Annotated in this window: 32 protein-coding genes and 1 tRNA gene; 18 read left to right on the top strand and 15 right to left on the bottom strand. The window is 36.9% G+C overall.

Going from position 1 to position 26,447, the window contains the following annotated elements; genetic code table 11:
- Window positions 1–106: 106 nt before the first annotated feature.
- A complete protein-coding gene (locus TOL5_RS15320) occupies window positions 107–853 on the top strand; it encodes an AzlC family ABC transporter permease (protein ID WP_151781067.1) in 747 nt (248 codons plus the stop codon).
- Window positions 850–1,164: an AzlD domain-containing protein gene (locus TOL5_RS15315; protein ID WP_004831697.1), complete on the top strand. Its 315-nt coding sequence runs from the start codon at window positions 850–852 to the stop codon at window positions 1,162–1,164. Before TOL5_RS15320 ends, TOL5_RS15315 begins: the two co-directional genes overlap by 4 nt.
- A 51-nt stretch (window positions 1,165–1,215) precedes the next feature.
- Here the strand turns inward: TOL5_RS15315 and TOL5_RS15310 are convergent, their stop codons facing one another.
- From TOL5_RS15310 to TOL5_RS15260, 11 genes are all read right to left on the bottom strand, one after another.
- Window positions 1,216–1,662, bottom strand: coding sequence for a DUF962 domain-containing protein (locus TOL5_RS15310; protein ID WP_004831696.1), 447 nt, complete (start codon window positions 1,660–1,662; stop codon window positions 1,216–1,218).
- Window positions 1,663–1,796: 134 nt separating this feature from the next.
- Window positions 1,797–2,570 carry a DUF4850 domain-containing protein gene (locus TOL5_RS15305; RefSeq protein ID WP_151781066.1) on the bottom strand — a complete coding sequence of 258 codons (774 nt, stop codon included), beginning with the start codon at window positions 2,568–2,570 and terminating at the stop codon, window positions 1,797–1,799.
- Window positions 2,571–2,589: 19 nt separating this feature from the next.
- On the bottom strand, window positions 2,590–4,377 hold the full coding sequence (locus TOL5_RS15300) for an amidohydrolase (RefSeq protein ID WP_100884791.1): 1,788 nt from the start codon (window positions 4,375–4,377) through the stop codon (window positions 2,590–2,592).
- 192 nt (window positions 4,378–4,569) lie between these two features.
- On the bottom strand, window positions 4,570–5,733 hold the full coding sequence (locus TOL5_RS15295) for an MFS transporter (protein ID WP_151781065.1): 1,164 nt from the start codon (window positions 5,731–5,733) through the stop codon (window positions 4,570–4,572).
- Between the two features lie 212 nt (window positions 5,734–5,945).
- A complete protein-coding gene (locus tag TOL5_RS15290; RefSeq protein WP_009586515.1) occupies window positions 5,946–6,557 on the bottom strand; it encodes a septal ring lytic transglycosylase RlpA family protein in 612 nt (203 codons plus the stop codon).
- A gap of 285 nt (window positions 6,558–6,842) precedes the next feature.
- A complete protein-coding gene (mltB, locus tag TOL5_RS15285) occupies window positions 6,843–7,844 on the bottom strand; it encodes a lytic murein transglycosylase B (RefSeq protein WP_004831688.1) in 1,002 nt (333 codons plus the stop codon).
- Between the two features lie 33 nt (window positions 7,845–7,877).
- The gene (rodA, locus tag TOL5_RS15280) at window positions 7,878–9,020 is read right to left on the bottom strand and encodes a rod shape-determining protein RodA (protein WP_042085768.1); all 1,143 of its coding nucleotides are present in this window, start codon (window positions 9,018–9,020) and stop codon (window positions 7,878–7,880) included.
- Between the two features lie 346 nt (window positions 9,021–9,366).
- Window positions 9,367–10,017 carry a hypothetical protein gene (locus TOL5_RS15275; protein ID WP_042086625.1) on the bottom strand — a complete coding sequence of 217 codons (651 nt, stop codon included), beginning with the start codon at window positions 10,015–10,017 and terminating at the stop codon, window positions 9,367–9,369.
- A gap of 17 nt (window positions 10,018–10,034) precedes the next feature.
- Window positions 10,035–10,859 carry an NADPH-dependent 7-cyano-7-deazaguanine reductase QueF gene (gene queF / locus TOL5_RS15270; protein WP_151781220.1) on the bottom strand — a complete coding sequence of 275 codons (825 nt, stop codon included), beginning with the start codon at window positions 10,857–10,859 and terminating at the stop codon, window positions 10,035–10,037.
- Window positions 10,859–11,632, bottom strand: coding sequence for an ABC transporter permease (locus TOL5_RS15265; protein ID WP_004831680.1), 774 nt, complete (start codon window positions 11,630–11,632; stop codon window positions 10,859–10,861). The genes queF and TOL5_RS15265 overlap by 1 nt, the downstream gene beginning before the upstream one ends.
- Window positions 11,629–12,564 (bottom strand): ABC transporter ATP-binding protein, encoded by a 936-nt coding sequence (locus TOL5_RS15260; protein ID WP_004831679.1) that lies wholly within the window; start codon window positions 12,562–12,564, stop codon window positions 11,629–11,631. Before TOL5_RS15260 ends, TOL5_RS15265 begins: the two co-directional genes overlap by 4 nt.
- 187 nt (window positions 12,565–12,751) lie before the next feature.
- Between TOL5_RS15260 and TOL5_RS15255 the strand changes: the two genes are divergently transcribed.
- Window positions 12,752–12,827, top strand: a tRNA-Arg gene (locus TOL5_RS15255).
- Between the two features lie 169 nt (window positions 12,828–12,996).
- Window positions 12,997–14,229 carry a tyrosine-type recombinase/integrase gene (locus tag TOL5_RS15250; RefSeq protein WP_221260488.1) on the top strand — a complete coding sequence of 411 codons (1,233 nt, stop codon included), beginning with the start codon at window positions 12,997–12,999 and terminating at the stop codon, window positions 14,227–14,229.
- Here TOL5_RS15250 and TOL5_RS15245 read toward each other — a convergent pair.
- The 3 genes from TOL5_RS15245 to TOL5_RS15235 all read right to left on the bottom strand — a co-directional run bounded on the left by TOL5_RS15245 (window position 14,226) and on the right by TOL5_RS15235 (window position 15,284).
- Entirely contained in the window at window positions 14,226–14,426 is a 201-nt protein-coding gene (locus tag TOL5_RS15245; RefSeq protein ID WP_199958764.1) for a helix-turn-helix transcriptional regulator, read from the bottom strand. The genes TOL5_RS15250 and TOL5_RS15245 overlap by 4 nt on opposite strands.
- Before the next feature lie 85 nt (window positions 14,427–14,511).
- Entirely contained in the window at window positions 14,512–14,817 is a 306-nt protein-coding gene (locus tag TOL5_RS15240; protein ID WP_221260487.1) for a hypothetical protein, read from the bottom strand.
- Window positions 14,817–15,284 carry a hypothetical protein gene (locus tag TOL5_RS15235; RefSeq protein ID WP_221260486.1) on the bottom strand — a complete coding sequence of 156 codons (468 nt, stop codon included), beginning with the start codon at window positions 15,282–15,284 and terminating at the stop codon, window positions 14,817–14,819. Before TOL5_RS15235 ends, TOL5_RS15240 begins: the two co-directional genes overlap by 1 nt.
- Window positions 15,285–15,560: 276 nt before the next feature.
- On the opposite strand from TOL5_RS15235, the gene TOL5_RS15230 reads away from it, so the two are divergent.
- The 3 genes from TOL5_RS15230 to TOL5_RS15220 are packed head-to-tail and all read left to right on the top strand — an operon-like array spanning window position 15,561 to window position 20,160.
- Entirely contained in the window at window positions 15,561–16,838 is a 1,278-nt protein-coding gene (locus tag TOL5_RS15230; protein WP_221260485.1) for a DNA cytosine methyltransferase, read from the top strand.
- Window positions 16,822–19,047, top strand: coding sequence for a sensor histidine kinase (locus tag TOL5_RS15225; protein ID WP_221260484.1), 2,226 nt, complete (start codon window positions 16,822–16,824; stop codon window positions 19,045–19,047). The genes TOL5_RS15230 and TOL5_RS15225 overlap by 17 nt, the downstream gene beginning before the upstream one ends.
- A gap of 3 nt (window positions 19,048–19,050) precedes the next feature.
- Window positions 19,051–20,160, top strand: a complete 1,110-nt coding sequence (locus tag TOL5_RS15220) for a hypothetical protein (protein ID WP_221260483.1) — start codon at window positions 19,051–19,053, stop codon at window positions 20,158–20,160.
- 44 nt (window positions 20,161–20,204) lie between these two features.
- Here the strand turns inward: TOL5_RS15220 and TOL5_RS15215 are convergent, their stop codons facing one another.
- Window positions 20,205–20,984, bottom strand: coding sequence for a LexA family protein (locus TOL5_RS15215; RefSeq protein WP_221260482.1), 780 nt, complete (start codon window positions 20,982–20,984; stop codon window positions 20,205–20,207).
- Between the two features lies 1 nt (window position 20,985).
- On the opposite strand from TOL5_RS15215, the gene TOL5_RS15210 reads away from it, so the two are divergent.
- The 11 genes from TOL5_RS15210 (at window position 20,986) to TOL5_RS15160 (ending at window position 26,307) form a co-directional block, all read left to right on the top strand.
- Window positions 20,986–21,231, top strand: coding sequence for a transcriptional regulator (locus tag TOL5_RS15210; protein ID WP_221260481.1), 246 nt, complete (start codon window positions 20,986–20,988; stop codon window positions 21,229–21,231).
- 20 nt (window positions 21,232–21,251) lie between these two features.
- Window positions 21,252–21,515, top strand: coding sequence for a hypothetical protein (locus TOL5_RS15205; protein WP_199958754.1), 264 nt, complete (start codon window positions 21,252–21,254; stop codon window positions 21,513–21,515).
- Between the two features lie 45 nt (window positions 21,516–21,560).
- Window positions 21,561–21,821, top strand: a complete 261-nt coding sequence (locus TOL5_RS15200; RefSeq protein WP_221260480.1) for a hypothetical protein — start codon at window positions 21,561–21,563, stop codon at window positions 21,819–21,821.
- Window positions 21,818–22,126, top strand: coding sequence for a hypothetical protein (locus TOL5_RS15195; protein ID WP_100884806.1), 309 nt, complete (start codon window positions 21,818–21,820; stop codon window positions 22,124–22,126). Before TOL5_RS15200 ends, TOL5_RS15195 begins: the two co-directional genes overlap by 4 nt.
- Window positions 22,123–23,046, top strand: coding sequence for a helix-turn-helix domain-containing protein (locus tag TOL5_RS15190; RefSeq protein ID WP_221260479.1), 924 nt, complete (start codon window positions 22,123–22,125; stop codon window positions 23,044–23,046). The genes TOL5_RS15195 and TOL5_RS15190 overlap by 4 nt, the downstream gene beginning before the upstream one ends.
- Window positions 23,043–23,519, top strand: coding sequence for a hypothetical protein (locus TOL5_RS15185; RefSeq protein WP_221260478.1), 477 nt, complete (start codon window positions 23,043–23,045; stop codon window positions 23,517–23,519). Before TOL5_RS15190 ends, TOL5_RS15185 begins: the two co-directional genes overlap by 4 nt.
- A 259-nt stretch (window positions 23,520–23,778) precedes the next feature.
- A complete protein-coding gene (locus TOL5_RS15180) occupies window positions 23,779–24,171 on the top strand; it encodes a hypothetical protein (RefSeq protein WP_221260477.1) in 393 nt (130 codons plus the stop codon).
- Between the two features lie 126 nt (window positions 24,172–24,297).
- Window positions 24,298–24,549: a hypothetical protein gene (locus TOL5_RS15175; protein WP_228740291.1), complete on the top strand. Its 252-nt coding sequence runs from the start codon at window positions 24,298–24,300 to the stop codon at window positions 24,547–24,549.
- Entirely contained in the window at window positions 24,512–25,366 is an 855-nt protein-coding gene (locus tag TOL5_RS15170; protein WP_221260476.1) for a DUF6414 family protein, read from the top strand. The genes TOL5_RS15175 and TOL5_RS15170 overlap by 38 nt, the downstream gene beginning before the upstream one ends.
- Before the next feature lie 123 nt (window positions 25,367–25,489).
- A complete protein-coding gene (locus TOL5_RS15165; protein ID WP_221260475.1) occupies window positions 25,490–25,858 on the top strand; it encodes an MFS transporter in 369 nt (122 codons plus the stop codon).
- The gene (locus tag TOL5_RS15160) at window positions 25,858–26,307 is read left to right on the top strand and encodes a glycoside hydrolase family protein (protein ID WP_221260474.1); all 450 of its coding nucleotides are present in this window, start codon (window positions 25,858–25,860) and stop codon (window positions 26,305–26,307) included. The genes TOL5_RS15165 and TOL5_RS15160 overlap by 1 nt, the downstream gene beginning before the upstream one ends.
- The last annotated feature ends 140 nt before the right edge of the window (window positions 26,308–26,447 follow it).

Genomic DNA, 26,447 nt, shown 5'->3' with positions numbered 1-26,447 from the left:
AAAGTCATAAGAAATCCTTAGAACAGCAATAAAGCAGCAATTTCATGCAAGCCACGTCCACTGCTTTTGAAGATACTCATCCTATTCGTGGTTTTGGATTTAATTAATGAGTCATCAATTTGAACCTTGTTCTGCTGACATTCAATCGCAATCCGACTTGAATAAAAAAGCATTTTTACGCGGCGTTGTTGATATTTTGCCTCTATCAATCGCTGTATTGCCTTGGGGGATTCTAGCAGGTTCGATGGCAATCAACGCAGGATTGACCTTTGCTCAGGCTTTTTCGATGTCAGCTGTTGTATTTGCAGGTGCTGCTCAACTGGTGAGTTTGGGTTTGGTTATGGCGGGGGCTTCGGTTTGGACCATTTTTATTACGGTGTTTTTCTTAACCAGTCAACATTTGATTTATGCCTTGAACTTCCGTAAGGATGTAACTCAATTTTCTTTTAGACAGAGACTGGTGATCGGCTTTCTGCTAACCGATGAATTATTTGCAGTAGGAATAGGGGAAAATAAGCAACGAACCTTCGCTTATCTATTTGGCGCTGGCTTATGTTTTTATTTAGCATGGTGTTTATTTAGCTTATTTGGCATCTTGTTGGCAAAGTCGATACCTAATTTAGAAAGTTTACATCTCGATTTTTCGATTGTTGCAGTATTTATTCTCATCATTGTGCCGATGATTAAAAACAAGGCAACCTTGATTGGGGTGATCTTTACCTTAATTTTTGCCTGTATCTTTAAATATTTTCAATTCGAAGGTGGTATTGTATTGTCAGGAATTTTTGGCATGTTGAGTGCGATGTGTGCAGCAAAGTTAATAAGACTTAGAAGCTTAGGAGTTCAACAATGACATGGTTATTGCTACTAAGCTTGGCACTTATCGTATTTCTAAATCGTTATTTCTTTCTCGAACCCAAAGTTGCATTTAAGTTACCGCATTGGATTGAAAATATGTTGCAGTATTCTGCACCTTGTTTACTCACCGCCATTTGTGCACCGATTGTGTTCTTTAATGATCAACAATTGCGAGCTTTACCTTTAGATGCTTATTTTTTAACAGCGATCATATGTATTGTTTTAGCGCTGATTTCTAAAAAAATCTTAGTCAATCTTGGTCTAAGTCTACTGTGTTTCTATGGTTTATTTTACTTATTAAGTTGACTGTATCTGAAGGGAAAAGCTGATATAGAATTTCCCCTCAATGTATTTGCCTTAAAAAGCCAGTTTTTGGCGTGTTTTCCATTTTGGCAGTACTTTACTTAGATATGCATCCATGCACCATACAGGACCAATCAAGAGAAATTGAAGGTCTTTAAAAAATGAAGGTTTTTTACCCTCAATTTTATGCCCATAAAACTGTCCGATCCAAGCCAAAACAAACACGCCAATATAAAAACCAACGCCAACAGGAAGCAGATAGATCACCCATGCCATAACAGCAATCAATGCGGTCATGGCGACAGCAAGCACAATATCTAAGCGGGTGTAGAAAACCAGTGTAAGCACTAAAAGAAGGGCTGTAAGCAAGGCACTAAAATGTGCAAGGATTCCAATGATGGCAAATAAAATCGCAGGAACACAGGCCCAATGGATGGCTTTATTGGTTTTGTTTTGATGACTTTCACTATATTCATCAAACCATTCAGTAATGTTTTTCATTTGGCGCTCCATGCAGGTGGTTGGCTTTATTATTCATCTAGCTTTAATTTTCCTGAAAATAATATAATTCAGAATTGGCTTGAGGTCAAAATCCGACTGACCAAATCAATTCCGATTGCTTTAGTCGACCTATTTTAATGTGTGCTTTGATAGAAATTTAAGATATCACGTGCCCAAGTTTGGTGTTGCGGTTTGAGCGTGACTTTGATTTCTTGAAAGTTGGTGATGTCACTACCATCACTTTCATCAACATAATAGGCGATACCATGTGTATGTGCGTTGTGGTTGGGAATCTGATAACTAAAATAAACTTTGTTTTTGTTCACTCTGACGATCTTTAATAGATGATTTTTGTCCTCAATAGCACCAAACTCATTGGCTAGACTGAGTTTTCGAACATTTGGAAAATATAAACTGGCACTGTGCATGGCACAGCCAACACAAGCAGATGAATTGTAAATTGTGATCGCTTCATCTTTTTGAGGACTTGCGAGTACAGCATAAGCGACACCAGAAGGTCCTAAATCTGTACTGATGACCTGCCATGTTTTAGGGATGAGTACGGGACCAATACCAGGTAACAAGATAATTTTGAAATTTTTAGCCTGTGTTGTGGACAATTGATAATTAAATTGACACTTCACAGCTTGGGTTTTGTTGTTGTTACATACGGAATCGTCTTTATAAAAGCCAGTATCGTTAAATGGATTGGGAATGGCAGCAATATACGTGTCGACAAAAACATCATGATTAAGTCTGGTCGCTGGCAGCTTTTCGATGTGGTGTTGTTGATGTGGCGCTTTGTTATTTTTCAACGCTGGAAAAGTGGCTTTGAATATGGAAATATCGCCATAAGCAAAACCACTGAGCAGGAATAAAATCATGATTAAAATTTTTTGCTTGAGCATGACTTATCCTTTTTGATCTTTATTGAGGGCGTTGATAAATCAATCGACCTTCTTTATAGGTCGCTAATATTTTAATGTCTTTGATCTTTTGAGAAGGGACTTTTAAAGGGTCTTGATCTAAAAGTACAAGGTCCGCCAATTTTCCTTGCTCTAAAGTACCTTTATTTTTTTCTTCAAAGTACTGGTATGCAGCCCAATCAGTCACTGATTTTAAAGCAATATAGGGACTGACTTTTTGATCTTCACCTAAAACATCTCCAGAACGGGTCGTTCGATTCACAGTGGCATCAATCACCATCATATTCTTGGGTGGAATAACAGGCGCATCATGATGTTCAGTAAAAATCATATTCTTGCGTAAAGCAGATCCAGTTGGGGAAATTCGGTTAGCGCGTTCTGCGCCAAGCGTTTCATGTTTGTGCCAATCACCCCAATAGTAGGTGTGTAATGAAAAGAATGATGGAATCAGTCCAAGTTTTTTGGCTTGATCTAATTGATCTTCACGCATGGTTTGGGCATGAATAATGACATTACGGCGGTCTGCATATCCATATTGAGTATTTGCTTTTTCAATGGTTGTTAAATATTGATCAATTGCAGCATCTCCATTGGCATGTGCAAGAATTTGCCAGTGATTCTGATAAGCAAGATTAATTGCATCTTGAACTTGTTTGATATCAGGATAAGCTGGATAACCTCGATAATCTTTGCTTTTGCCTTCTGGTGGAACAAGATAAGGCTGAGTGAGCCATGCAGTTTTGCCTTGAGGAGAACCATCTAGGCTGATTTTTACCCCGCCAATTCTAAAATGATTTTGGTAATTTAGACTGCTGCCATTTTTAAGCATGTAGTCTTTTTCATTCATGATGTCGGGATAAACCACAACATCAATATCTAATTGGTTGATGGCGGCAAAACTTCGCCACAATTCAGCTGTGCCGTGATCAGCACGACCTTCTTGTACGGTGGTATAGCCATTTTTGATGTAGGTATTGAGCGCTGTTTTTGCCATATTTTGCATGATCTCAGGTGGCACTTGACTAAAAGCCGTTGCCATTGCTGAGAAAACGGCAGCTTCTTCAAGTACGCCATTGGGTTCTTGAGAATTTGCTTTACGGCGAATAATCCCTCCAGTTGGATTAGGTGTATTCTGATTGATGTTTAAAACCTCAAGCGCTTTATGATTGACTGAGGCTAAATGACCTGATTGGTGTAAGACAATAATAGGATGGTTGGTCGAAACCAAGTCTAAATCATCAGCGGTTGGGTGGCGTTTTTCATTCAGTTGCGCATCATCATAACCATTGCCAATAATCCATCCTGAGGTTGCCTTAATAAAATCAGGATTTTTTTGTTGCCACAAGGAAAGTTCATGAATCAGCGAGGGGATATCGGATACATTGCCATCTGGTGTTGGATAGAGGTTGGCAACAGTTTGCTGTAAACCCACACTGTTTAAATGGCTATGTGCATCGATAAACCCGGGGAGTAGAGTATGACGTTTTAAGTTAATTACTTGAGTATTCTTTTGTTTAAGTTTCTGTGCTTGGTTTAAATCACCTGCAAAGACAATTTTTCCATCTTTGACAAACAATGCTTCTACATAATGTGGTGACATCCCTTGCATGGTTAAAATCGAGCCACCATAAAAAAGTGTACTGGCTTGTGGAAGGGAAGTTGTTACAGTTTGAGATTTTGTGGGATCTGATTGAGCGATGTTGGTACAAGCACTGAGCAAGCCAAAACTACTGATGCAGATGATAGGAGCAATAAATCGAACAAGCTGGGATGGGTTAAGTTGCAACATAGTGAATCACCCTAGTTTTTGTATTGTTAGAATTGAATATACGTCGCTACAATTGAATTCAAAATAGCGTATAGAATAAGAATTAAATTAACAAAGATTTCATGCTAAGTATAGAAATGATGTTTACTTTTCACATATTTAAACTGGGCTATTTAGTCACTTTTATGAATGTAAGATTAGAATTGATACAGATTAAACCAGTCTTTTTCTAAAATAAAGGATGCCCAGCAAAGCAAATGCCAAACCAATAAACGATGGGGCATAACCAAAAGGCGTTGCAAGTAAGCCAACAATAACTGCACCTGCAACAGCACCGCCATAATTAAAAATATTAACTCGAGCAATAATTTCATCTCGTCGATTTTCATCTAAACGACCTGCGGCGGAAAAGGTCAGTGGGACCAATGCACCTACGGCGACACCAGCCAGCGCAAAACCAATGATTACGGTAACGAGTGAATGACTTATTCCAGATAATACACATCCAAATGCTCCGATCAGGATTGTGACTAATGCAACCCATGTGGCTGTTTTAAATCGCAGCAAATAATCAAGACTTAATCGCGTCAGTAAAATTCCAATTTGATAAGCTGCATAACCCAAAGGAGCAATCGTTGCTGAACTTGCTAAAACATCTTTGAGGTAAATGGAGCTCCAAGTACTGATTGCGGAGTCGACAGTAAATACAATTAGGATAATTAGCCCAAAAATAAGTAGTTGTTGATATGGGATGGCTGGCTTCTGCTTTGGATTTAATTCTGCACACTGTTTTTGCTGAAATAACCAGTTTCTAGACAAATGCGAGGTGATGCATGCAATCACCACAGCGATGCATAATGCTGTCGTTGCGCCAAGTGGGGTGGAAACAGTGGCTGACATCATCAATGCGCCTAGAAAAGCAGCCGCTGTATAGCAAGCAAAGAAACCGCCAAAAACACTTCTCCCAAGTCGTTGTTCCATCATGACGGCTTGCATATTAAGTGCTGCATCTAAGCAGCCTAGTCCAAGCCCATACACTAAGAAGCTCGCAATCATCAGCATCACATTTGGGCTAAATGCAGCAATTGCTATTCCAATGGCTTCCAAAATAAAACCAGTCACAATGGCAAGTCGTGACCCAAGTTTAACCGCTATACGATCGGCTAAAATTGAACCGAGTGCTGCAGCAATACAGACTCCTAGAATGATCATTGCTAACTGGTCTTCAGTTAACTTAAATCGGTCTTTTATCGTGGGGAGAGCAGTCATGACTGTGGCATAACCAAGTCCTTGTGTCGCAAACCCGAGCGCAATCACTTTGTGTGTTTTGCTGAGTATTCGATGATCTACACGGTGGATCTTATGGTTTGCTTCCATGCTGGACTCACTTGCCTAATTTTAGATTTTTGCTTTTTTTGGATATGTTCTCGAACACTTCCTGTGCTCATTGAATTTTAATTTTGATTGGAAATAATTTTAAAGAAAAGGGAAATAATTAAAAAAATAAGGGGGCAATTCGGACATGAGTATTTTTAAGTGATAATAAAAAAGCCACTGGAAAGTGGCTTTTGTTAAATGCATGCAGTGATTTACGAGTTTGGACCGTCTACGCGTTCAATATTAACGCGTGCCGTTCCTGAATTTGTAATACCTAAACGCTTCGCAGCGCCATAAGAGAGATCGAGTACACGATTACCATGGAATGGACCACGATCGTTAACTTTAACCACAACACTCTTGCCATTGTCTTTATTGGTTACACGAATAAAGCAGTTTAATGGCAGGCTACGATGAGCTGCTGTGAGATCATTCATATCGAATGTATCACCACTTGCAGTTTTACGACCGTGAAACTGACGACCGTACCAAGATGCAACACCAGTTTGGCTAAATTTGCGAACTGTATTAGAAGCAACTTCATTAAGTTTATCAATTACTGAAGGCTCATCTTCAGGAACTTGAATCTTTGCTGCAATAGTTTGACGACGGACTTGGTCGCCAGAACGTTCAGTAATTGACAAACTGTTTAGGTTTGAAAAATGAGAATTGAAATTTGTTGAATCTTTGCTAATCACACGAGAAGCTAGACTCGAACTATCCGAATCATTATTTAAATATGATGACTGAACCATTTCTGAGTTGACTTGCGTCATACTCAGACCCATGGTCAGGGCCATCACACATTTGAGTGAAGCATGCATCGTTTAACTCCTTGGAACCTCAATTTTAACTTTCTAAGTCGCTGAAAATTAACCATAGAGGTCTGTAAATTCACTTTTGCAACTGCATTTAACGGAAAGGATAATATTCAAGCTGCATTAAACGTGTCTAGCATTATTTAAGAAACCGTTACAAAAAGGACAAATTCTTACAGGTTTTGATTAAAAAAAAATCAATATTGTAACAATTTATTTAAAAAGTATATAATGTGATCAAATTAACAAAAAAATTTCTTGACTTATTCTATCTAAAGGAAATTGCAAGTCTTATCGACTTACAATTTCAGTGCCTAAAAGCCATAAAGCGGTGGCATACATGCGGCTTCTATTATATGTGGTAATCACTTGAAAATTAGGATAAGTAATATAATAAATAGGACCATTTGTGTCTTGTAACTGAATAATATTGACCAAGTCTAAATCATCAATTTTAACAATTGGGTTTAATGGAGAAATTCCTAAATTTTTCAGTGAACCATAAGGAACAGGTTGGGTTAAATCTTTGGCAATGATTGCATCAGGATTGTTTCCTGTATATCGCGCTAAAAATGCAATCGGTTGATCGCGTTGCCAACCATGCTGAGCAAGATAGTTCGCAATAGAACCAATTGCATCTACAGCAGAGTTTCGCAAGTCGACATGACCATTGCCATCATAATCCACACCAAACTTAGACACATTACTTGGCATAAATTGCGGATAGCCTACAGCACCTGCATAGGAACCAACAATCGAGTTGGTTGGAACACCATCTTTATATGACCATGCAATAAGGGCACCTAATTCATCCTGAAAATATTGAGCACGGCGAGGATAACCAAAACCCAGTGTAGCAAGTGCATCACGGGTGATAAATGAGCCCTTATTCGAGCCATATCCTGTTTCAACCCCTAGAATGCCCAAAATGATCGATTGAGGCACACCAAACTGCTGTTCTGCGCGATTTAGGGTATCTGCATATTGTTGTTTGAAACGCACGCCACGCTGAATAGTGCCTTCGGCTAAAAAGTTAGTCTTATACTGATACCAAGGCTTGCTTTCACCTGGGCGTTCCATGATATTGATGATATTCGGTAAATTGCGTGAACCATTCATTGCCCAATCAATCTGTTCTGCACTTAAGCCGTATGTTTGCATAGTTCTGGCTTTAAAATTATTGTATTCAGGGTTGCTGGCAAAATCATTGGCTTGACAAAAACTGGTCAGTGAAAATGCTGCCGCACAGAAAGTGATATTTTTAACCTTCTGTAAAAGCCCAAAAGTAAGCATAGGTTATATTTCCTAATTATTTATGATAAAAAATTAACGATGCGTATGGATCGACATCACAATGCCAAAAGTGGCCATTAAAGTAATAATTGCCGTGCCACCATAACTCATAAAGGGTAGTGGTACACCGACTACAGGTAAAATACCACTGACCATGCCTGCATTTACAAATACATAAACAAAAAATGACAAAGCAAAAGCACCGGCAACCAAACGTCCAAAATTATGAAAGCATTGTAGACTCATTTGAAAGGTTCTAAAGATGATACAAAAATAGATAGTGATGAGTAGTAGAATACCAATCAAACCAAATTCTTCAGAAAATGCAGCAATAATAAAGTCAGTGTGACCTTCTGGTAAAAAGTGTAAATGTGATTGAGTCCCTTCTAAGTAGCCTTTGCCCATAAATCCGCCTGAGCCAATCGCCGTTTTAGATTGAATGATGTTCCAGCCTGTGCCTAAGGCGTCAGCTTCAGGATTAAATAAGGTGAGAACACGCTGTCGTTGGTAATCATGCAGTAAAAACTCCCAAGCCACTGGAATAACCACAGCAGCTGCGCTAACCGCACCTAAAATCATTTTCCATGAAAGCCCACTGAGAAACAGCACAAAAATCCCACTGGCTAAGATCAACAGTGATGTCCCTAGATCAGGCTGTTCAGCGATTAGGATAAAAGGTATACCAATCATCAATAATGACAACACTACATTCTTAAAGCTTGGTGGAAGTGGATTACGTGATAAAAACCAAGCAATCATTAAGGGCATACCAATTTTTAAGAACTCACTGGGTTGTACACTACCGAAGCCTGGGATACCAATCCAACGCTGTGCGCCCATTCGCACTTCACCAAATAGCTTAACTGCAACCAGACAGACCAAACCAAAAAGATAAAAATATGGTGCGAACGCTTGATAAACTTTGGGTGGGACTTGGGCTAAACTGCACATCACTAAGAAACCGATCCCAAAACTCATTGCTTGTTTGGAAACCAACCCCATATCCTGTGCCGATGCGCTATAAAGCACGGTTAAGCCCAGTAATGCATTTAAAATGAGAAATAAACTCAACCAAGGGTCAATATGTAGTCTTTGCCAACGAGAAGGGAGCGTGGCGGTGCTTAAACCATCACGAGGAGAATGCCGTAAAAATTTATATTGAGCGCTTGGTGCCATTGGTCTATTTTGTACAAAAACATGTTTTGCGCATGCTATCACAATCCCCCCCGAAGGCAATGAATATCAATACTTCGCAACAAAATTATGTTTGAATATTTAGAGGGGGTTTTTATAGATGAAAGATGTTAAAGCTAAAGCTGAATCGCCAATTTACGCTGATATGTTGAGATTGATTCAACAATTTTCTGTACGCTCCAATAGTATATAATTATAACTATGAATAATTATTTGAATTTAAAAAGAAATTATATATTTTAAAACTGACGGATTGAGAGCATGAAAAAAAAATGCCCTGAATCAAAAGGGCATTTTTATATTTAAAAAATCAATTAAAATTTATTGATCAATTAAAAAATAAAGTGTCGTAATATTCTGCAACTGCTGCAATTTCATCCTTATTTAAATTAGGAATCAATTTATCAATTGCGATATGTACAGCTTTACCTACAGCCGCTGCACCAATATCTGCTGCTTTACGTTTAATCATCCCTAAATCTAGGGTTTTATTAAAGTCACGCATAAAGTGGTTGGTAGTTGCATCAGCAAACTGTTTAAATTGCTCTGCTAAAACGGCACGATTGACATCGCCATTGGCTTGAACTTCTGCAAAGCTATTTTTTAGGTTAATAACCAAATTAGGATCTAAGTTAACCCCAACCCGATATTGACCTTGCGGATCTTTAAATAGACTACGTTCTGAAAAATCTACAGACTGGCGAACCACATCATTGTCTGCCTTACTTAATAACTGTTTAAGCAATACAGCAACGGTTGATTTGACATAACCCGCGAGTTTTTCCGCAGTGTCTCGTTTGTCGCTTGCAGGGAAACGACGAACAAGTTCAATCAAAAGCGTATCAATAATTTCTTCATTAATGAGTAAGGCTGTTTGATCACGTAAAGGATAGAGTGGTTCGTTAGAGTTTTTTTTCTCGATACCTGTCTGAATATTCTTGAGTAGTTCTTCAGAAGGTACAAAACCAAAAAAAGGCATGTGTTCAACCTCAATGTTTATTGTCGCGCCAATCGAATTGGGCTTGGCATCCATGATTCATCAGATACACGACACGGATTAATATCTAAACCGCCACGGCGTGTATATGTTGCATAAACCATCAGCTTTTCTGGTTTTAAATTTTGCCAAATATCGGCAAAAATTTGTTCCACGCATTGTTCGTGAAAACCATTATGCTGACGATAGGAGATAATATAAGCTAAAATACTACGATAACAAGGTTTTTTACCTTGATAACGGATAAAAACAGTTCCCCAATCAGGTTGACCTGTCACAGGGCAGTTACTTCTTAATAAGTGTGAAAATAGTTGAATTTCAAAATTTTTATCTGTGTTTGAAGTGTTTTGATCGAATTCCAAAAGGCTAGCATCTGTATGATTGACCAGACGGTCAGGTTCTTGATCATCAATACAAATACCTGTCGGTTTGGTAATGTCTAAATCATCCACTTGAAACAAGGTTAAAGTGACAGGTGCTTGCGCTGCTTGAGACAAATCTTTTTCAACAGTATCGATAAAAGCTTGACGGGAATCAAACTGAGTAAAGTTCATGCTATTAAAATACAGCTTGAGAGATTTAGATTCGATCAAATTCGGTGATGTTGCTGGGAGTGCAATACGCCCAATCCCAACTTGAGGAATTCCCCTAGCATTTAGCCAAGAAATTTCGAAAACATGCCACCAATCTTGACCTTGATATATGCCTTCAACTTCAGCATATTGTTCACGTGCTTGTGCACGTGATATTGGGAAAAGAATTTCAGGCTGATAGGTAGTCGGGTAATTGGTTTCTTTACCCAATAAAGATTGTTCAACAGACATTATTCACGCATTCCTGAACCACGAGAAAGTAAATAGTAAGCAACACCATAGAGTAAGCCACAGCAAAGTGTCACTATGATTAAAGACAAAGTAACATTGACATCACTATGACCTAAAATTCCAAAACGGAAAGCATTAACCATATATACGATCGGGTTAACTAAAGAGAGATTTTGCCAAAATGGGCTTAAAGCACTGATCGAGTAAAATACTCCACCAAGATAAGTCAGTGGTGTTAATACAAAGGTTGGAATAATTGAAATATCATCGAAAGATTTTGCATATACAGCATTGATAAAACCACCCAAAGAGAACAATAGTGAGGTCACAATCACCGTATATATGGTCACGAAAATATTATGTATATAAAGGTCAGTGAAAAACATACTCATGGCAGTGACAATCGCACCGACAAGCACACCACGACACACCCCGCCAATCACATAACCACATAAAACCATGTGTAATGGAACTGGGCTCATGATAAGCTCTTCAATACTTTTTTGAAATTTGGCACTAAAAAAACTTGAAGAGACGTTGGCATAACTGTTGGTAATTACAGCCATCATAATCAGACCGGGTACGATGAATTGCATGTAGCTAAATCCACCCATTTGACCAATCCGAGAACCAACCAAATTACCAAAGATTACAAAGTACAAACTCATGGTAATGGCGGGTGGTAATAGTGTCTGTGGCCAGATTCGCATAAAGCGGCGAATTTCTTTTAAGACCAGTGTGTAAAGTGCAATTTGCAGTTGATTAAAATTCATTGTGCTGCTCCTTGCAGGTTTTTCTCCACCATTTTAACAAAGAGTTCTTCTAGACGATTCGATTTATTACGCATACTGCGTACACGAATACCTTGAGCTTCTAAAAGTTGGAATAAATCATTTAAAGCGTGTGCTTTGTCCATCGTGACTTCTAGTGTCATTGGATCAATTAAATTAAATTTAACCCCGATGATGTCAACAGTGATGGGCTCGATTGGATATTCCAAATCAAAAATAAATGATTCTTCACTGAGTTGATTTAAAAAGGCTTTCATTGAGGTGTCTTCTTTAATCACACCACGGTCAATAATCGCGATTTGGCGACAAAGCATTTCAGCTTCTTCCAAATAATGTGTGGTTAAAATAATTGAGGTGCCTTTTTCATTCATTTCAGTGAGAAAGTCCCACATTGAACGACGCAGCTCAATGTCTACCCCAGCAGTTGGCTCATCTAAAATTAAAAGTTTAGGTTCATGCATCATGGCACGGGCAATCATTAAGCGGCGTTTCATCCCACCAGATAGCATCCGACCTTGAGTATTACGTTTTTCCCATAATCCAAGTTTTTCTAAGTATTCTTCTGCACGTTTTTGTGCAATTTTTGGAGGAATACCGTAATAACCTGCTTGGGTCACTAAGATGTCAAAGATCTTTTCAAATTGACCAAAGTTAAACTCTTGAGGGACGACACCTAAACATTGTTTGGCATTTGATGGATGGGTATCTAGGTTGTGTCCAAAAATTTCCACGGTTCCTGAAGTTTTACGTGTCAAGGAACTGATAATACCGATTGTTGTAGATTTACCTGCACCATTCGGTCCTAAAAGTGCGTAAAACTCTCCTTCTGGAACAGTTAGATTGATTCCTTTGAGTGCTTGGAATCCATTTCTATAGGTTTTCGATAAATCTCTTAACGTCAAGGCATCAGTCATGAAATTCTCACATGGTTTCAGGAGTGTGTATTGTGAGCGATCTTTTTGAATAAACCAAGTAAGTTAGACGGAATTCTACATTGCAAATATAGAACATTGTTTAAAGCATGATCATCAATGAAAAGAGTTGTTTTATAAATGCTTTACCTCACGGTTTTTTTTGTTATGATGTGCCATCTCAATTTAAGCGCCCATAGCTTAACTGGATAGAGTACAGGTTTCCGAAGCCTGTGGAGTGGGTTCGAGTCCCGCTGGGCGTACCAAATTGGTTGCATAAACCTATAGAAAGATGCATTAAGTTGTTAATAAGTAAAAGAAAATATCTTAAAGTCTACTCAAACTAGCCCAAAGTAATTTATAGTTGTAACGCATGTTTTGCAGTACAGGTTGCGTTACAATATTCAAAACTCAAAATTTGTAACGCAAAAAGCCATGCCAAAGAAAGTAGTGCCGTTAACGGATTCGAAGATTAAAGCAACGCAAAAACAATTTAAAGCTAATATAAACAGTGGATTAGCCAAAGATTTACGTTTGTCTGATGGTGATGGATTAAATCTAATTTTCCGTACTTCTGGCGCTGTACTTTGGCGATTTGACTATACTCGTCCAATCTCTAAAAAGAGAAATACTTTAGCCATTGGTAATTATCCTGAAATTACTTTGGCTGAAGCTCGAGGAGTACGAGAAGAGTACAGAGCATTAATTTCAAAAAATATTGATCCTCAAACTTATCGAAATGACATTTTAGAAGAAGCTAAAATTAGCCACGAAAATACATTTAGAAAAATTGCTGAAGAATTTAAAACCAAACAAGTCTTAACGCCTGCCACAGCCGTTAGAAATGAACGGATCTATAACTATTTATATGAAGAATTCGGAGAGATGCCGATTTCTGAGATAAGAGCTAAGCATCTGGTTAAAGTCATTCGTAAAGCAGAAGCAAAAGGCACAATAGAAACAGCACATAGAATTCGATCAAAAGCCTCTCAAGTTTTCAGGTACGCCGTTTCATTAGGTTTTTGTGAGCGTGATGTTGCACATGATTTAATTGGGACGATTAAGCCTAGAGAAATTAAACATTATTCAGCTTTGGTTGAAGAAAAAGACTTTGGTCAACTATTAAAAGACATCGAGCAATATGAGGGTTATGTTCACACCAAATTCGCTTTAAAAATTCTGCCTCATGTTTTTGTGCGTACTGGTGAGTTACGTCATGCTAAATGGTCGGATATAAATTTTGAAGAACGTACTTGGTCCTATACACCACCTAAAACTATGAAAAAGACAGGTGTTGAACATATCGTTCCTTTATCCGATCAAGTTATTGAGTTGCTTAAAGAGTTAAAACCATTCTGTTATAAGTCTGATTTACTTTTTCCAAGTATCTCGAGTAAAACACGCCCAATGTCGGACATGACAATTAATATGGCTTTACGAAGAATGGGTTATGATCGTGACAAGATGACAGGGCATGGCTTTCGTGCAATCGCTCGAACATTATTAGAAGAAAAGTTAAAGTTCCCTGTAGAACGAATTGAACAACAGTTAGCCCATCAAGTACGTGATATGCATGGTCGTGCTTATAACCGAACCAAGTTCTTAGAAGATCGTGCTGAAATGATGCAGGCTTGGTCTAACTATATAGATAAATTAAAGGCTTCCTAAGAAGCCTTTTTACTAAAGAAGTTATTGATAGTGGAAAGTCGCCAGTAGCGGTATTTACTTTCAGGGTCTACATAATCAGGTTGTGGAAATAACCCTTTCTTTAATTTGCTGTCGATCGTATTTCGACTAAAAGTAAGCTTTGCGACTTCTGATGTTTTTAATAATGGATCGTCCATCAAGTTTTCTCTACGGTTCATAAATTCACTCGTTTTTTAATTTATCTTCGTCTTTAAAAATTTCAGTTTGAAACTTTATACTCAAGTTGCTTAATCAAATTGCCTATTAATGGATCCAAATCAACCCCATACGTTTTTTGTAAGTACGACGTTCATAAGAGGGGATATGTGATTTTTTTAAACCAATTGCTAAAGCCTTGCGCTTTTGGAAATTTCGCTCTTTTTCAAAACTAAGACTGATCCAGGGCTTTTCTAAATGTTCCGCAAATTCAATAAGAAATAGATAGCCGGATTTACTCACTCGATAAATCTCACCATTTTTTTGAATGTACTCAGAAGAATAGATACGCATACGGAATTCACCGTTTTCATTGCTGATGAATTCAGTTTTATTTGGAGTGGTAGAAATCATTATTTTGCCTCCACAAGTTTGTTACGCTCGATATAAGACACAATCATTTGATTGATGTTTCTGTGATCGTTGTAATCTGTGAAGTCATTCCAGCCTTTACCATTTACATCCGTGATTTCATCTATCGCGAGATTGGTAATTTCTACTGCTGTAAATTCTGTACCAGGAACACCGTCATTGTCTGGACGAGTATCAAAATCAAAACTTACTTTAACTAGAAAGCTATCTAATTTAATTACAGCTATACCAGAGGTGTCTGAGGTAAGTTTTAAGGCTTCAATGTTATATGTGGAAGATATGACGTTTGGAATGGTAACAGGTGGCGCGTATTGAGTCGCTGTTTGATCGTACGCCAGTGCAATTGCAACAACTGTCAATAAACCAGACACTATGGCAATTTTGAAGCGGTTAAGCGGCTGTACGCGATGTGTAAGAGTGGGATTGATGGAATGGGGTTTTGTGTTCATACTTATCTCGCAGTGATCTGTAAAGCACCCATGAGTTCGAAGGCAGGGGTGCTTTTTTGTCTGTGAGATAAATTCTACTTTAAGTAGAATAAAAGTCAATATATTGTAGGGTGATTTCTACTTTAAGTTTTTTTGTAATTAATCTTAAGAAAACTACCAAAAATTTAAAAAAATATCTTTATACGTAAAATATATTCATGAAACTGGGAAATATTACTTGAAAGAATTTCCTTCTCCTGGCACTCTTGCTTATGTTTTATTTGTTGTGTTTGTGGTATGAAGTCTCTACGTCCTAATTTTAATTTTTTAGACTTATTTGCTGGTGCTGGTGGTTTATCTGAGGGTTTTGTACAGGCTGGATTTGAACCTGTAGCTCATGTTGAATCAGATGCTGCAGCGTGTGCGACGCTGAGAACTAGGCAAGTATTCCACTGGTTGAAACAACAAAATAATATTCAATCTTATATAGACTATTTAAATGGTCAAACTTCTAGAAAGGATTTTTGGAGTGTTGCACCGAAGTCAGTTTTAGACTCTGTAATTAACGAATTTATTGAATCAAAAACTTTAGAAACAATTTTTGACAAAGTTGATAAAATTTTAAATGGTAAAGAACTGGATTTAATCGTTGGTGGTCCACCATGCCAAGCGTATTCTTTAATTGGGCGCGCGCGTGGGAACATGAAAGATGACCCACGGAATCATTTATATATTCAATATGCGGAGTTTTTAAAGCGCTATCAGCCTAAGTATTTTGTATTTGAAAATGTATTGGGACTATTGTCTGCTAGAGATCCTGATGGTGAGCTTTATTTCGATAAAATGAAGAGATTGTTTAAAGAAGTTGGTTATTCTATTGAATACAAAATCTTAAATGCAGTTGAGTTTGGAGTACTTCAAAACCGGAAGCGTATCATTCTGATTGGGAAAAGAGGGCAGAATCATGAAAACTTCTATCCTGAGTTTATAAAAGATATAGGGAATGCAACTGTTAAGGATGCGCTGATCGATCTTCCAAAAATTCAAGCTGGTGAAGGTTCTCACTTGCCATGTGAAATATCAAAAAATCAGAGCAAATGGCTTAAATTAGCAAATATAAGTACCAAACTTCCAGTTACTTGGCATCAGTCTAGACCGAATACAAAACAAGATTTAGAAATTTATAAGTCTGTGGTACAAGTATGGAATGACCATCAAAAAAGATTAAATTATAATGACTTGCCAGAAAGATTGAAAAGTCATAAAGTTACAACTTCATTTACTGATCGATTTAAAATCGTGGCGGCTGATTTACCAGCTTCGCATACTGTAGTTGCTCACATGTCAAAAGATGGACATCACTACATTCATCCTGATATTGAGCAAAACAGATCTTTAACGCCTAGAGAGGCAGCTAGACTACAAACTTTTCCTGATGACTATTTCTTTGAAAGTCAGAGTGGAAAAGCAAGTCGTACAAGTGCTTATAAACAGATAGGAAATGCTGTACCTGTCTTACTCGCAAACAAGATTGCTGAAAAAATTCTGGAGATTTTAGATGGGGAACAACGCTAATCAAAGAATAACCATTAGACCTGCTGGGCGACATATTCTGACTATTGGTCGTGAGTTAATTCAAGATCATGCTGCAGCAATTATAGAATTGGTGAAAAATGCATATGATGCTGACTCCCCGACTGTAGATATATTAATAAAAAAGAATAATGCGGAAAAAAAATACAGTGTCCTTATTACTGATACTGGACATGGAATGTCTCGTGATGATGTGTTGAAAAAATGGTTAGTTCCATCAACGGATGACAAGCTTAAAAGAAAGGAGTCTAGCAATGGCCGAATTATGCAGGGACGTAAAGGAGTTGGACGATATGCTGTTGCGTTACTAGGTGATCTACTAAATATTAAAACTGTTACAAAAGAAGGTGAATGTACTCAAGTTTCACTTCGCTGGAGTGATTTTGAAAAAGCTACTTATTTAGATCAAGTCGATGTCGAAGTGGATACAAAAACAGACACGACTCTAAAAAATGGCACTACCATTGAAATCGTAGGTGACGAAAGTTTCTATAAAGAATGGACTGATAAGCAAGTAAGCAAATTAATTTTTGAATTAAAAAAATTAATAGTTCCATTAGACATGAGTAAACAAAAAGTAGGAAATAAAAATCAAAAATTTAACATTTATTTAGAAGTAGAAAGTGATTTAGATTTAGAGGCTGTCCGTAGAGCTGAGATCAAACCATATCCAATAGTAGATCATTATGACTATAGGATTTTTGGCTCAGTTAATGCTGATGGAAGTGCAGAGTTAACGTACTCTTGCCAAAAAACAGAAAATATTAAAGATGATCCAATTAATTTTCAATTTAAGGTAGAAAAATTTATAGATAATCGGACTTTTTTAGTTGCTGCACCATTACGATGCGGGCAATTAATTTTTGATATTAGAGTTTACGACCGAGATCCTGAATCACTTGAAGCATTAATTAAAAGAGGGAATTTCATCAAAAATAGTATAGGAGATGAATCGAATAAAAAAAATCAAACTTTCACCAAGACAGATACAAAAAAACTTTTAGATGAATATAACGGTCTTGGCGTCTTTAGGAATGGATTTCGCTTAAGACCAATGGGTGATCCAGGCTATGATTGGCTTTTATTGGACAGTCGGCGCGTACAAAACCCATCATTAAGAATAGGTATTAATCAAGTCATTGGCTATGTCAAGATTCAATCAGAAGAGCATTCGAGTTTAGTTGAAAAAAGTGCAAGGGATGGTTTAAAGGATAATCTTGCTTACTCGGATCTAATATCTGTTACTCAACAAGTAATTGCTGAGCTTGAGACAAGACGCTTTAATTATAGAAAAATAAATGGTCTTTCACGTCCAGCATTAAAAATTGAGCAAGAATTTGAAAAACTCTTTACTTTTGATGATTTGAAATTTGATATCAAAAAGTCTTTAGATGATGAGGGGGTATCTGTAGAGACATCTGAAAAAATTCTTTATTCAATCGATAAAAAATCTGAAATTCAAAATAAAGCTGTTGAAGAAATTAGAAAAGCAGTTTCTGTTTATCAAACACAAGCTATGCTTGGTAAAATTATTAATCAAATATTACATGAAGGTCGCAGACCTCTTGGATATTTCAAAAACGAAATTCCAAATTTCGAATTTTTCCTACAAGAGTATTTAGAAACTAAGTCGCCAGATGATTTAGCTGAGGTTGAGAGTATTGTTCAGGGAACAGTGAAGAATGCAAAAGATTTTGTTGAACTGTTTGATAAAATTTCGCCTTTGGCTGCTGCAAAAAGAGGAAGTAAAAAGCATGAAAAAATATATGATTGTATACAGGATTCTATAAAATTATTTACAGGAAAAATAAGCTCATTAAATATATCCATAAAAATTAATGTAGATAAAGATGCAACAATACTCTCATGGCGACAAGATATTGGAATTATTTTTGCAAATCTAATAGAAAATAGTATCTATTGGTTGGAAAACCAAGATGGCAGTAGATGCATTACAATCGAGTTGAATTATGAGAACTCTAAACCAGTAATTAATTATTATGATAATGGACCTGGAATTGATTCTTCAAGTATTGCATCCGGCTCTATATTTGAACCTGGTTATACTAAGAAAGTAAATGGAACAGGCCTTGGTCTTTCAATTGCAGGTGAGGCGGCTGAACGAAATGGATTGGTGTTAAACGCCTTTGAATTTGATGATGGGGCACATTTTAAGGTGTCGGGGAAATAAATAATGAATGCTTTAAAAATCGCAATTATTGAAGATGAGCCTGAAGCTATTTCAACGTTTGAACGTTCATGCAAGGTTTATGCAAGAAAAAATACTGAATATAGTATTGAATTAATTAAATGCACTAATATTGCAGAATTTAAATCAAAACTTGAAGATGTTATTAATTGTGATGGAATTGTAATTGATATGAAGCTTTCTTCACTTGATGACGATGAAAGCGGTGTTACCATTATAGATTTTTTTGCAGAAAACAAGATAATTATACCCACCATAATCTTAACTGGTACTGCAGATGTCGCATTAGATAGCCATCCATTAATAGATATAAAAATTAAGGGTAAGATTGAAATATCTGAAATATTGGATAGTTTTATTCAGATTAAAAATACTGGAATTATTGATATTATTGGTGGTAAAGGGGTTATAAAAAATTATTTATATAATGTATTTCATAAAAATATTCACAAACAAAAGGATAGTTGGTTCAACCATTCTCAAAATGACTTCGAGAAAACTAGAAATGCTTTATTAAGACATACTATTAATCATCTAAATCAATATATTGATGAAGAAAGCAATGAGTACTATTTGCAAGAGATGTATATTTATCCGCCTATTGCTCAAAAAATTAAGCCGGGTAGTATTTTAAATAACTTAAAGGACAATAAAGATTATATTGTGCTGACTCCTGCGTGCGATTTAGCACAGGAAAAAGCACATTGTATTTTGTTATGTGAGATTATTTCACCAAAGCAATTAATTGCCACTAAAGTGAAAGGTGAGGGTAATAGCAGAGCAAGACAAAAAACATTAAAAACCTTTACAGCCAATGGAAATCCAAATTTTCATTTTCTACCTCCAATGTTTGATTTCTTGGGTGGGTTTATTGATTTTGCCTCAGTCATCAGTGTCTCACCAAAAGAGTGTAGTACCGGATTTTCTACTACGAAAATTCAAATATCAAACTCTTTTATTTCTGATATCGTTGCAAGATTCTCAATTTATTATTCTAGACAAGGTCAACCAGCACTTAAGCATAATGAAGAGTATTTTGCAGATATTCTTGAGGATACCATTTATACAGGAATTGATACGTCACTGACGAATTAAGTTTAAAATGAATGCTTTTGATGAATCAAAAGCATTCAGCAAGCTTAGACATCCCGATACAACCCAACAACCTTACCAACCAATTTACAGCCATCCTCTAAAGCTATCGCTTTCTCAATCCATTCTGGGTTTAATGGTTGCAAATACATATTGTCTGTTTCTACGATCAGCTTTTTAAACGTTGCTGCTTTATCACCCTCACAAGAAACAATAACAAGATCCCCTGTTTTTAAATCACTCACCTGAAAGTCAGGATTTACATAAATTTTATCACCAGGGCGGAAGTCAGGAAGCATGGATTCACCTGAAACTTCTAAACCATAGCCGTGCTTGCCACATTTAGGATTTGGCGGCAACCATTCTTCAAATTGTGTGCCGGCAGGGACGACCTCGACAGTAGTCCATGACCCAGCTTGTACCCATGAAATTACTGGAACGAGTCTGCCAGCAACAGGGAATGGTGCTGAGACATTAGTTTCTATGCCTGTACCGTGGTCCAAATAGCTAATATCAACATTAAACTTTTCAGCCAGAGTCTGCATTTTTTCTTCACGTGGTTTTGCAATCCCAAGCGTATACCTTCGCGCCATCTCATAAGTGACTTCAATAGCATCTTTCAACTGGTTGACAGTTGATATAGGAGATCCTTCTTTATTCATAAGGCTTTTAAGTCGAGATGCAAATTCTTGATATTTAGCTGTTTGCAATTTGGATTTCTTTCCATTTTCTACCACTGGTAGAAGTTTACCTCGTATTTTTAGTTGCACCAATTCTATTTTTGGTTGTATATTGTTTTCTACTTTAAGTAGTTTTAATTGGTGCATTATGTTATCTCCAAAAGATGCTTTAGAAAGAGCAGTAAAAATTGCAGGTAGTAAGTCAGCATTAGCTCGCAGTCTAGGAATTACACCGTGGGCATTAAGTAAATGGAATTTCGATAAAATTCCTAAAGGACGTTGTTTAGCGATTGAACAACTAACTCAATCAAATGTTAAGGCTGAGCAATTGCGTCCTGATATAAATTGGGAATTCATTCGTTCTACTAAAAATAGTAATTCTTCTGCTTTTTAACTAATTCAAATGAGGCAAAAATGAGCCTAGAAAAAGAAGATCTACGACTAAAGATGCTCCCTGACATGATGGAGCGTTTGAGATTGGTTGCAGACGTAAGGGGAAAAGACTATGCACATCAAGCGGTCATCCTATTAGAAAAAGCAATTATGGGTGAATTTCATGAAGTTAGCTTAATGCTTGAAAGAGCGAATAAAAATAGGAAGAAAAGGGAAAGCTTGGGACTGGTTGGGAACCCTAATCGAATTGAACCAAATCAAATTTTAGACATTAAAAAAGCCTGATGTTCGAGGTCAGGCTTCACATATCCATAACGAGATGAAATGAATATGAAATCAAATGTAGCACAACAAATAAACGAAAACAATCAATCCAATTTTTTACCTGGTGATGTAGTGGTTTTAAAGAACCTTAATCTTTTATCGATAAATGAACTTATTACGCTTAAAGAATTCGATGGTAAGCATTGGACAACGGATCACCGCATAGGTCGAGTAGCTGAAAGTGCTATTCGTACCGCAACAACGACTGAACTCATGATGAAGCGCCGTTTAAGTCCAATAGAGTTATCTCTTGCGGAGGTTTCATGACAACTAACAAGGTATTTAAAAAAGCTCCAGAGCATAAACAAAGGCAATGGACTCAATCCTGGTATGAGCCAGCACTAAAGTCTTTAGATACATTTCTTGAAATCCGAAAAGCAAATTTAAGAAAGATTAATCGTGATGAGAAAAATGCTGCAGTCACAAAACATGAATTTATGGAAATGCTGATCAATGAACACCGCTTAACGGTATATCAAGCCGGTGAGATTGTCGCAAGCTTACTCAAAGCTAATAAAATTTTAATGTATGGCAGTTTCATATATGAAATGCCTAAGGTCGGTGAAATATGAGCTTAGATGCAACCGTATGGGCATGGAAAGCTACAGTCTCAGGTGCAAGCGAAAGGCTTGTACTTTTAGCTCTTGCTGATCGAGCCGGTGATGATCATAAGTGCTTTCCAAGCATAAAGCGCTTAGAGAAAGACACTACGCTAAATCGCAAAACGATTATCAAAGTTTTAGATGAACTTGAACTCAAAAAATTGATCCAATTTACAGGTGAAATCAAAGGGAACGGGGTTAAGGTTTATCAATTAATTGGTGTATTTGGACGTGAAGATTATTCAGACACCAGTACCAAAAAGGGGACTAGTACCAAAAATGGTACAGGTGTCAATTTAGGTACTAGTTCCAAAAACGGTACTAGTACCAATAATGGAACTGGAACCAGTACCAATTTTGGTACCGAGACCAGTACCAATTTTGGGACACAGAATCTCCCAAGGAATCTCCCATTAGAATCTAAAAATAAAAAAGACTGGCTTTGTTTGAAAAAACTTCGTTGGGAATTAGATCAAGCTGATCCCACGGTAGTGCCAAAGTCGATTATCGAAGCAAGTTGGTTTGAACGCGAAAAAAGAGCTTTTGAACTTTTCAATGCCGACAAGGATCTTTGTGATGATCTTTTGATTTACCACTTTGCTGACACACTTTTGAGAAACCGTCACAAATACGACATAGCGCAAAATGGAAAATCCACTGGTGAATCTGATTCTGTATTTTTCTCATCACCTCAGCAGATTTATGTTTTTGCCAACAAATTGGCTCAACTTCCAGACGTTATCGATGAGTTCAGTATGCCAGGAGAATCCTTTGAAAAACTAACAAGCCGGATTGCTGCAAAACTCTCAGATCCGAATGAGCTACAGAACTGGAAATCACACCTGCAAGCAGTTGGATTTAAATCAAAACAAAATAGGAAAGTTGCATGAGTGCCATTGATAAATTTTCTTCATTTGAAAAAGTGATGATCGGTATCGATACAGGTGTAAATACTGGATTTGCAATGGCGATTGATCGCGGTGATGGTGGAGAACTGGTACAGGTCAATTGCTTAACGATTACTCAAGCTATGGCACGTGTTCAAGAGATTATTGAGCAATATGGAAATCCTAATGTTTGTCTTTACATCGAAGATGCTCGTTTAAGAACCTGGTTTACTGGTGGACGAGAAAAAGCTCAAGGCGTTGGATCTATCAAACGTGATGCACAAATATGGGAAACATGGTGCATTGAAAATAAAATCAATTATTTGATGATTCACCCGAAAGCAAATACGACAAAAGTTAAAGCAGCCACATTTCAAAAAATCACTAAATGGCTTGGTCGAACCAATGAGCATTCAAGGGATGCAGCAATGTTGGTTCACAAGCGTTTTGCAAAGTTTGGAGGTGTATCGCTTTGAGCCACGTGTTAATCCCAATATTCACTATTTTGCTTGCCTTGGTAACTGCAGCAATCCTCACTTTTGTTTTTTCTATTGGTGCTCCTAAAGGTTGGAATAGGCAACTAGTCTTTCAAGATAACTTTTTCTTATTTATCGCGCTTGCAGCTTCAACAATGGCATACAAGAATTATTCGTATAATCCAGATCCTATAGACGTGATGTGGATCTTAGGAGTGGTTTATTTAGTCGTATATCGTATGCCGAAATGGAAGATACTATGACCGAAAACATTAATGATTTGACTGGTGATATTCGTTCTATTGCTGAAATTATAGGAAAGCAACAAGCACTGTTTTTAGTGAGCCAATACCCAAGATATAAATCAAAGAAGCGAAATGGTGAAGGGCAATTACTTCTGTATGTACCGAAAGAATCTCGGTTAGGGTTTGATCATAAGTTGATTGATATTTTGGGCTATACCGATGCGTTGAAGTTATGCAAAGAGTTTGGTGGGGAGTTATTAACTCTTTCACTTTGTAAGCACATAATTCTAAAAAGAAGAAATGCAGGAATTACGGATATGTTGAAGCAAGGCTATAGCTTAGAGCAATTGGCAGTGTTTTTTAACTTATCGACAAGAGGTGTTTTGTTGGCAACTTCTGGTAAGTGAATGATATTATTCGTTGAAATTTTGCATTTGATAGATGTAAAATTTAAATTTAATTTATAAAAGTGTAACTCTTGACAATTAAAAAGTTGTGTGGATTGACGCATATCTTTAGTTAGAATATGATAAATGAGCGTACCTATGTTATTTACTAGAGTAATTTGTGTACAATCAAACGAGGGTTATCTAATGTTTTATGATCACAAAAAAAAGGATGAGGATAATAAAAAAACATCTTCATCTCAGGTGTTTACAGAGACATTAAATGCTTATGTTAATGCTTTAAATGAAGCTGCAAGTCAGTATAATGAATCAAGAAAAAAAGCTGAGGAGCATATTCAACGTGGAGCAAGAATCACAAAGCATAGAATCAATCTTTGATTTTATTTATCTTGATAATACTAAAATAAGATCTTTTTATGCGCAACTGACAGGTAATGGTGCTATTACTAGTCGCAAAAACACAAGTTCTACTAGTGATGATTCAACAGCAGAGTTTTCTGGAAGTATTCCAACGGTAGCAACTGCTAAGTCAACATTTAAAAATATCGCTGGTTTAGGAAGTGAAGATATTTTTGATGCTTCTGTAACTATGCCGAGAGAAATGATTGATAAGTTAGATGAACTAGGTTTTGTCAATCGGGTAATCGATCCAGATAATTTAGGAAATTTATTGTTGGTTGAAGGTCGTTTAAGTATTGTTGATGTATCAGTTATTAAAGGATTTGTTGAGCCAAGTATTGATTTCATGAAGTCTTCAATGCCGAACCTAACATCTGCACACAAAAAGAAGAAAGAAGAATTTAGTAAGATCACTCAACCTATGCTGCAATTCGTTAGAGAAGTACCTTATGCTTTAGAGGGTAAATTGTTAGTTGATACTGGCGGAAAAGATTCTAAAGGTATTCCTTTGTGTGATGAAATATGGATGACTTTAAGTCGTAGTGAGATGATTAATAATGCTCATGATATAAATTTTAAGCATGGAGAGTTTATGTCTGGTAAGTGGTATGTATTAGGTGTTTTAGATGCCATTCCATATGATGATGGTTTTACATATCACACTGAAAAAAATGAATTAAGAAATCTAATTTCACAAACTACGAATATGCTTAAAGAGCAATTTGGTCGTCCTAATAATGCATTTGGAATGACTCCTGTTGCTATATTTAGAGTTTTAAGGTCAAGTAAATCGTAATCAGTGAATTTTTAAAAATAATCTCCTACGGGAGATTATTTTTGCTTATGAAAAAGTGAATAATGAAATAAAACAACAAAAATTTAAAAATCATCTAATAAATAATTTTGAGAACTTAGTGTAATGAACTGGCATGAAGTTTATGAAGCAATTTTGAAGTTTTGGGACAATATTCAGTATTTCATCGCTGGTTTTTTAGGAGCTTCAGTAGTGACTAGATACCACAAAGACCGATTAAAGACATGGCATGATTACACTGTATTCATACTTTCAGGCGCTTTAACTGCTCATTATTTGACACAAGTCGTTATCTATTGGTTAGACCTTGAACCAGTGCATGCCGGTGGTATTGGATTCTTGTTAGGTGCGTTTGGCGGTATGGTTATTCAAGAGCTTACGTCCTGGATAAAAAATGGTGAATATAAGAATCAAAGCTTTTTCACTTATTTTGGTGAAATGATAAAGAGCTGGCTAAGTCGAGGTAAAAAGTAATGAGTAATTTTGATGAGCAAATGACTCGCTTATTACGTGCTGAAGAGGGTGAAGTTCTTTCAGAGTATAAAGATCATTTGGGATATTCAACGATTGGCGTTGGTCGTTTGATTGATCGCCGTAAGGGTGGGGGCATCACAGCTGAAGAGTCGGCTTACTTGCTTAATAACGATATTCAAAAATGCTTAGTCTTGCTTGAACAAAAACTACCATGGTTTAAATCATTAGATGATGCGCGCCGTGGCGTACTGCTATCTATGTCCTTCCAGATGGGTGTAGAGGGCTTGTTAGGTTTCAAGAATACACTTGAGATGATTCGCACCGGTCGCTATGAAAGTGCAGCAACAGGGATGCTTAACTCTCTTTGGGCAAAGCAGACACCTCAACGGGCTAAACGTCATGCAGAGCAGATGCGCACTGGTCAATGGGTAATCAAGGCAGGCTTCTGATGAACCAAGAAATTATTAGTGTAAAAAGATTCAACAACTTGCAACCCATAGAAAATATTATCATTAATAAGTCTTATTTAAATGAGAGTAATTATCATTATTGCAGGTACTTTCAGGGGGTGACCCCAAGCGGGGGCAAA

Source organism: Acinetobacter sp. Tol 5 (genome assembly GCF_019702905.1).
In the GTDB taxonomy this organism is placed as follows: Bacteria; Pseudomonadota; Gammaproteobacteria; order Pseudomonadales; family Moraxellaceae; genus Acinetobacter; species Acinetobacter bereziniae.
This window is presented reverse-complemented; position numbering and strand designations above follow the sequence as displayed.

What these genes read in the sequence shown, in the direction of transcription:
- rodA (WP_042085768.1), bottom strand. Translation starts at nt 9,020, where the DNA reads ATGGCACCAAGCGCTCAATATAAATTTTTACGGCATTCTCCTCGTGAT.
- TOL5_RS15265 (WP_004831680.1), bottom strand. Translation starts at nt 11,632, where the DNA reads ATGAATTTTAATCAACTGCAAATTGCACTTTACACACTGGTCTTAAAA.
- TOL5_RS15230 (WP_221260485.1), top strand. Translation starts at nt 15,561, where the DNA reads ATGAAGTCTCTACGTCCTAATTTTAATTTTTTAGACTTATTTGCTGGT.
- TOL5_RS15320 (WP_151781067.1), top strand. Translation starts at nt 107, where the DNA reads ATGAGTCATCAATTTGAACCTTGTTCTGCTGACATTCAATCGCAATCC.
- TOL5_RS15175 (WP_228740291.1), top strand. Translation starts at nt 24,298, where the DNA reads ATGAGCGTACCTATGTTATTTACTAGAGTAATTTGTGTACAATCAAAC.
- TOL5_RS15195 (WP_100884806.1), top strand. Translation starts at nt 21,818, where the DNA reads ATGACAACTAACAAGGTATTTAAAAAAGCTCCAGAGCATAAACAAAGG.
- TOL5_RS15310 (WP_004831696.1), bottom strand. Translation starts at nt 1,662, where the DNA reads ATGAAAAACATTACTGAATGGTTTGATGAATATAGTGAAAGTCATCAA.
- TOL5_RS15295 (WP_151781065.1), bottom strand. Translation starts at nt 5,733, where the DNA reads ATGGAAGCAAACCATAAGATCCACCGTGTAGATCATCGAATACTCAGC.
- TOL5_RS15245 (WP_199958764.1), bottom strand. Translation starts at nt 14,426, where the DNA reads ATGAACCGTAGAGAAAACTTGATGGACGATCCATTATTAAAAACATCA.
- TOL5_RS15315 (WP_004831697.1), top strand. Translation starts at nt 850, where the DNA reads ATGACATGGTTATTGCTACTAAGCTTGGCACTTATCGTATTTCTAAAT.
- TOL5_RS15260 (WP_004831679.1), bottom strand. Translation starts at nt 12,564, where the DNA reads ATGACTGATGCCTTGACGTTAAGAGATTTATCGAAAACCTATAGAAAT.
- TOL5_RS15205 (WP_199958754.1), top strand. Translation starts at nt 21,252, where the DNA reads ATGAGCCTAGAAAAAGAAGATCTACGACTAAAGATGCTCCCTGACATG.
- TOL5_RS15240 (WP_221260487.1), bottom strand. Translation starts at nt 14,817, where the DNA reads ATGATTTCTACCACTCCAAATAAAACTGAATTCATCAGCAATGAAAAC.
- TOL5_RS15235 (WP_221260486.1), bottom strand. Translation starts at nt 15,284, where the DNA reads ATGAACACAAAACCCCATTCCATCAATCCCACTCTTACACATCGCGTA.
- TOL5_RS15305 (WP_151781066.1), bottom strand. Translation starts at nt 2,570, where the DNA reads ATGCTCAAGCAAAAAATTTTAATCATGATTTTATTCCTGCTCAGTGGT.
- TOL5_RS15220 (WP_221260483.1), top strand. Translation starts at nt 19,051, where the DNA reads ATGAATGCTTTAAAAATCGCAATTATTGAAGATGAGCCTGAAGCTATT.
- TOL5_RS15215 (WP_221260482.1), bottom strand. Translation starts at nt 20,984, where the DNA reads ATGCACCAATTAAAACTACTTAAAGTAGAAAACAATATACAACCAAAA.
- TOL5_RS15300 (WP_100884791.1), bottom strand. Translation starts at nt 4,377, where the DNA reads ATGTTGCAACTTAACCCATCCCAGCTTGTTCGATTTATTGCTCCTATC.
- queF (WP_151781220.1), bottom strand. Translation starts at nt 10,859, where the DNA reads ATGTCTGTTGAACAATCTTTATTGGGTAAAGAAACCAATTACCCGACT.
- TOL5_RS15210 (WP_221260481.1), top strand. Translation starts at nt 20,986, where the DNA reads ATGTTATCTCCAAAAGATGCTTTAGAAAGAGCAGTAAAAATTGCAGGT.
- TOL5_RS15275 (WP_042086625.1), bottom strand. Translation starts at nt 10,017, where the DNA reads ATGCCTTTTTTTGGTTTTGTACCTTCTGAAGAACTACTCAAGAATATT.
- mltB (WP_004831688.1), bottom strand. Translation starts at nt 7,844, where the DNA reads ATGCTTACTTTTGGGCTTTTACAGAAGGTTAAAAATATCACTTTCTGT.
- TOL5_RS15200 (WP_221260480.1), top strand. Translation starts at nt 21,561, where the DNA reads ATGAAATCAAATGTAGCACAACAAATAAACGAAAACAATCAATCCAAT.
- TOL5_RS15180 (WP_221260477.1), top strand. Translation starts at nt 23,779, where the DNA reads ATGACCGAAAACATTAATGATTTGACTGGTGATATTCGTTCTATTGCT.
- TOL5_RS15290 (WP_009586515.1), bottom strand. Translation starts at nt 6,557, where the DNA reads ATGCATGCTTCACTCAAATGTGTGATGGCCCTGACCATGGGTCTGAGT.
- TOL5_RS15250 (WP_221260488.1), top strand. Translation starts at nt 12,997, where the DNA reads ATGCCAAAGAAAGTAGTGCCGTTAACGGATTCGAAGATTAAAGCAACG.
- TOL5_RS15190 (WP_221260479.1), top strand. Translation starts at nt 22,123, where the DNA reads ATGAGCTTAGATGCAACCGTATGGGCATGGAAAGCTACAGTCTCAGGT.
- TOL5_RS15185 (WP_221260478.1), top strand. Translation starts at nt 23,043, where the DNA reads ATGAGTGCCATTGATAAATTTTCTTCATTTGAAAAAGTGATGATCGGT.
- TOL5_RS15165 (WP_221260475.1), top strand. Translation starts at nt 25,490, where the DNA reads ATGAACTGGCATGAAGTTTATGAAGCAATTTTGAAGTTTTGGGACAAT.
- TOL5_RS15225 (WP_221260484.1), top strand. Translation starts at nt 16,822, where the DNA reads ATGGGGAACAACGCTAATCAAAGAATAACCATTAGACCTGCTGGGCGA.
- TOL5_RS15160 (WP_221260474.1), top strand. Translation starts at nt 25,858, where the DNA reads ATGAGTAATTTTGATGAGCAAATGACTCGCTTATTACGTGCTGAAGAG.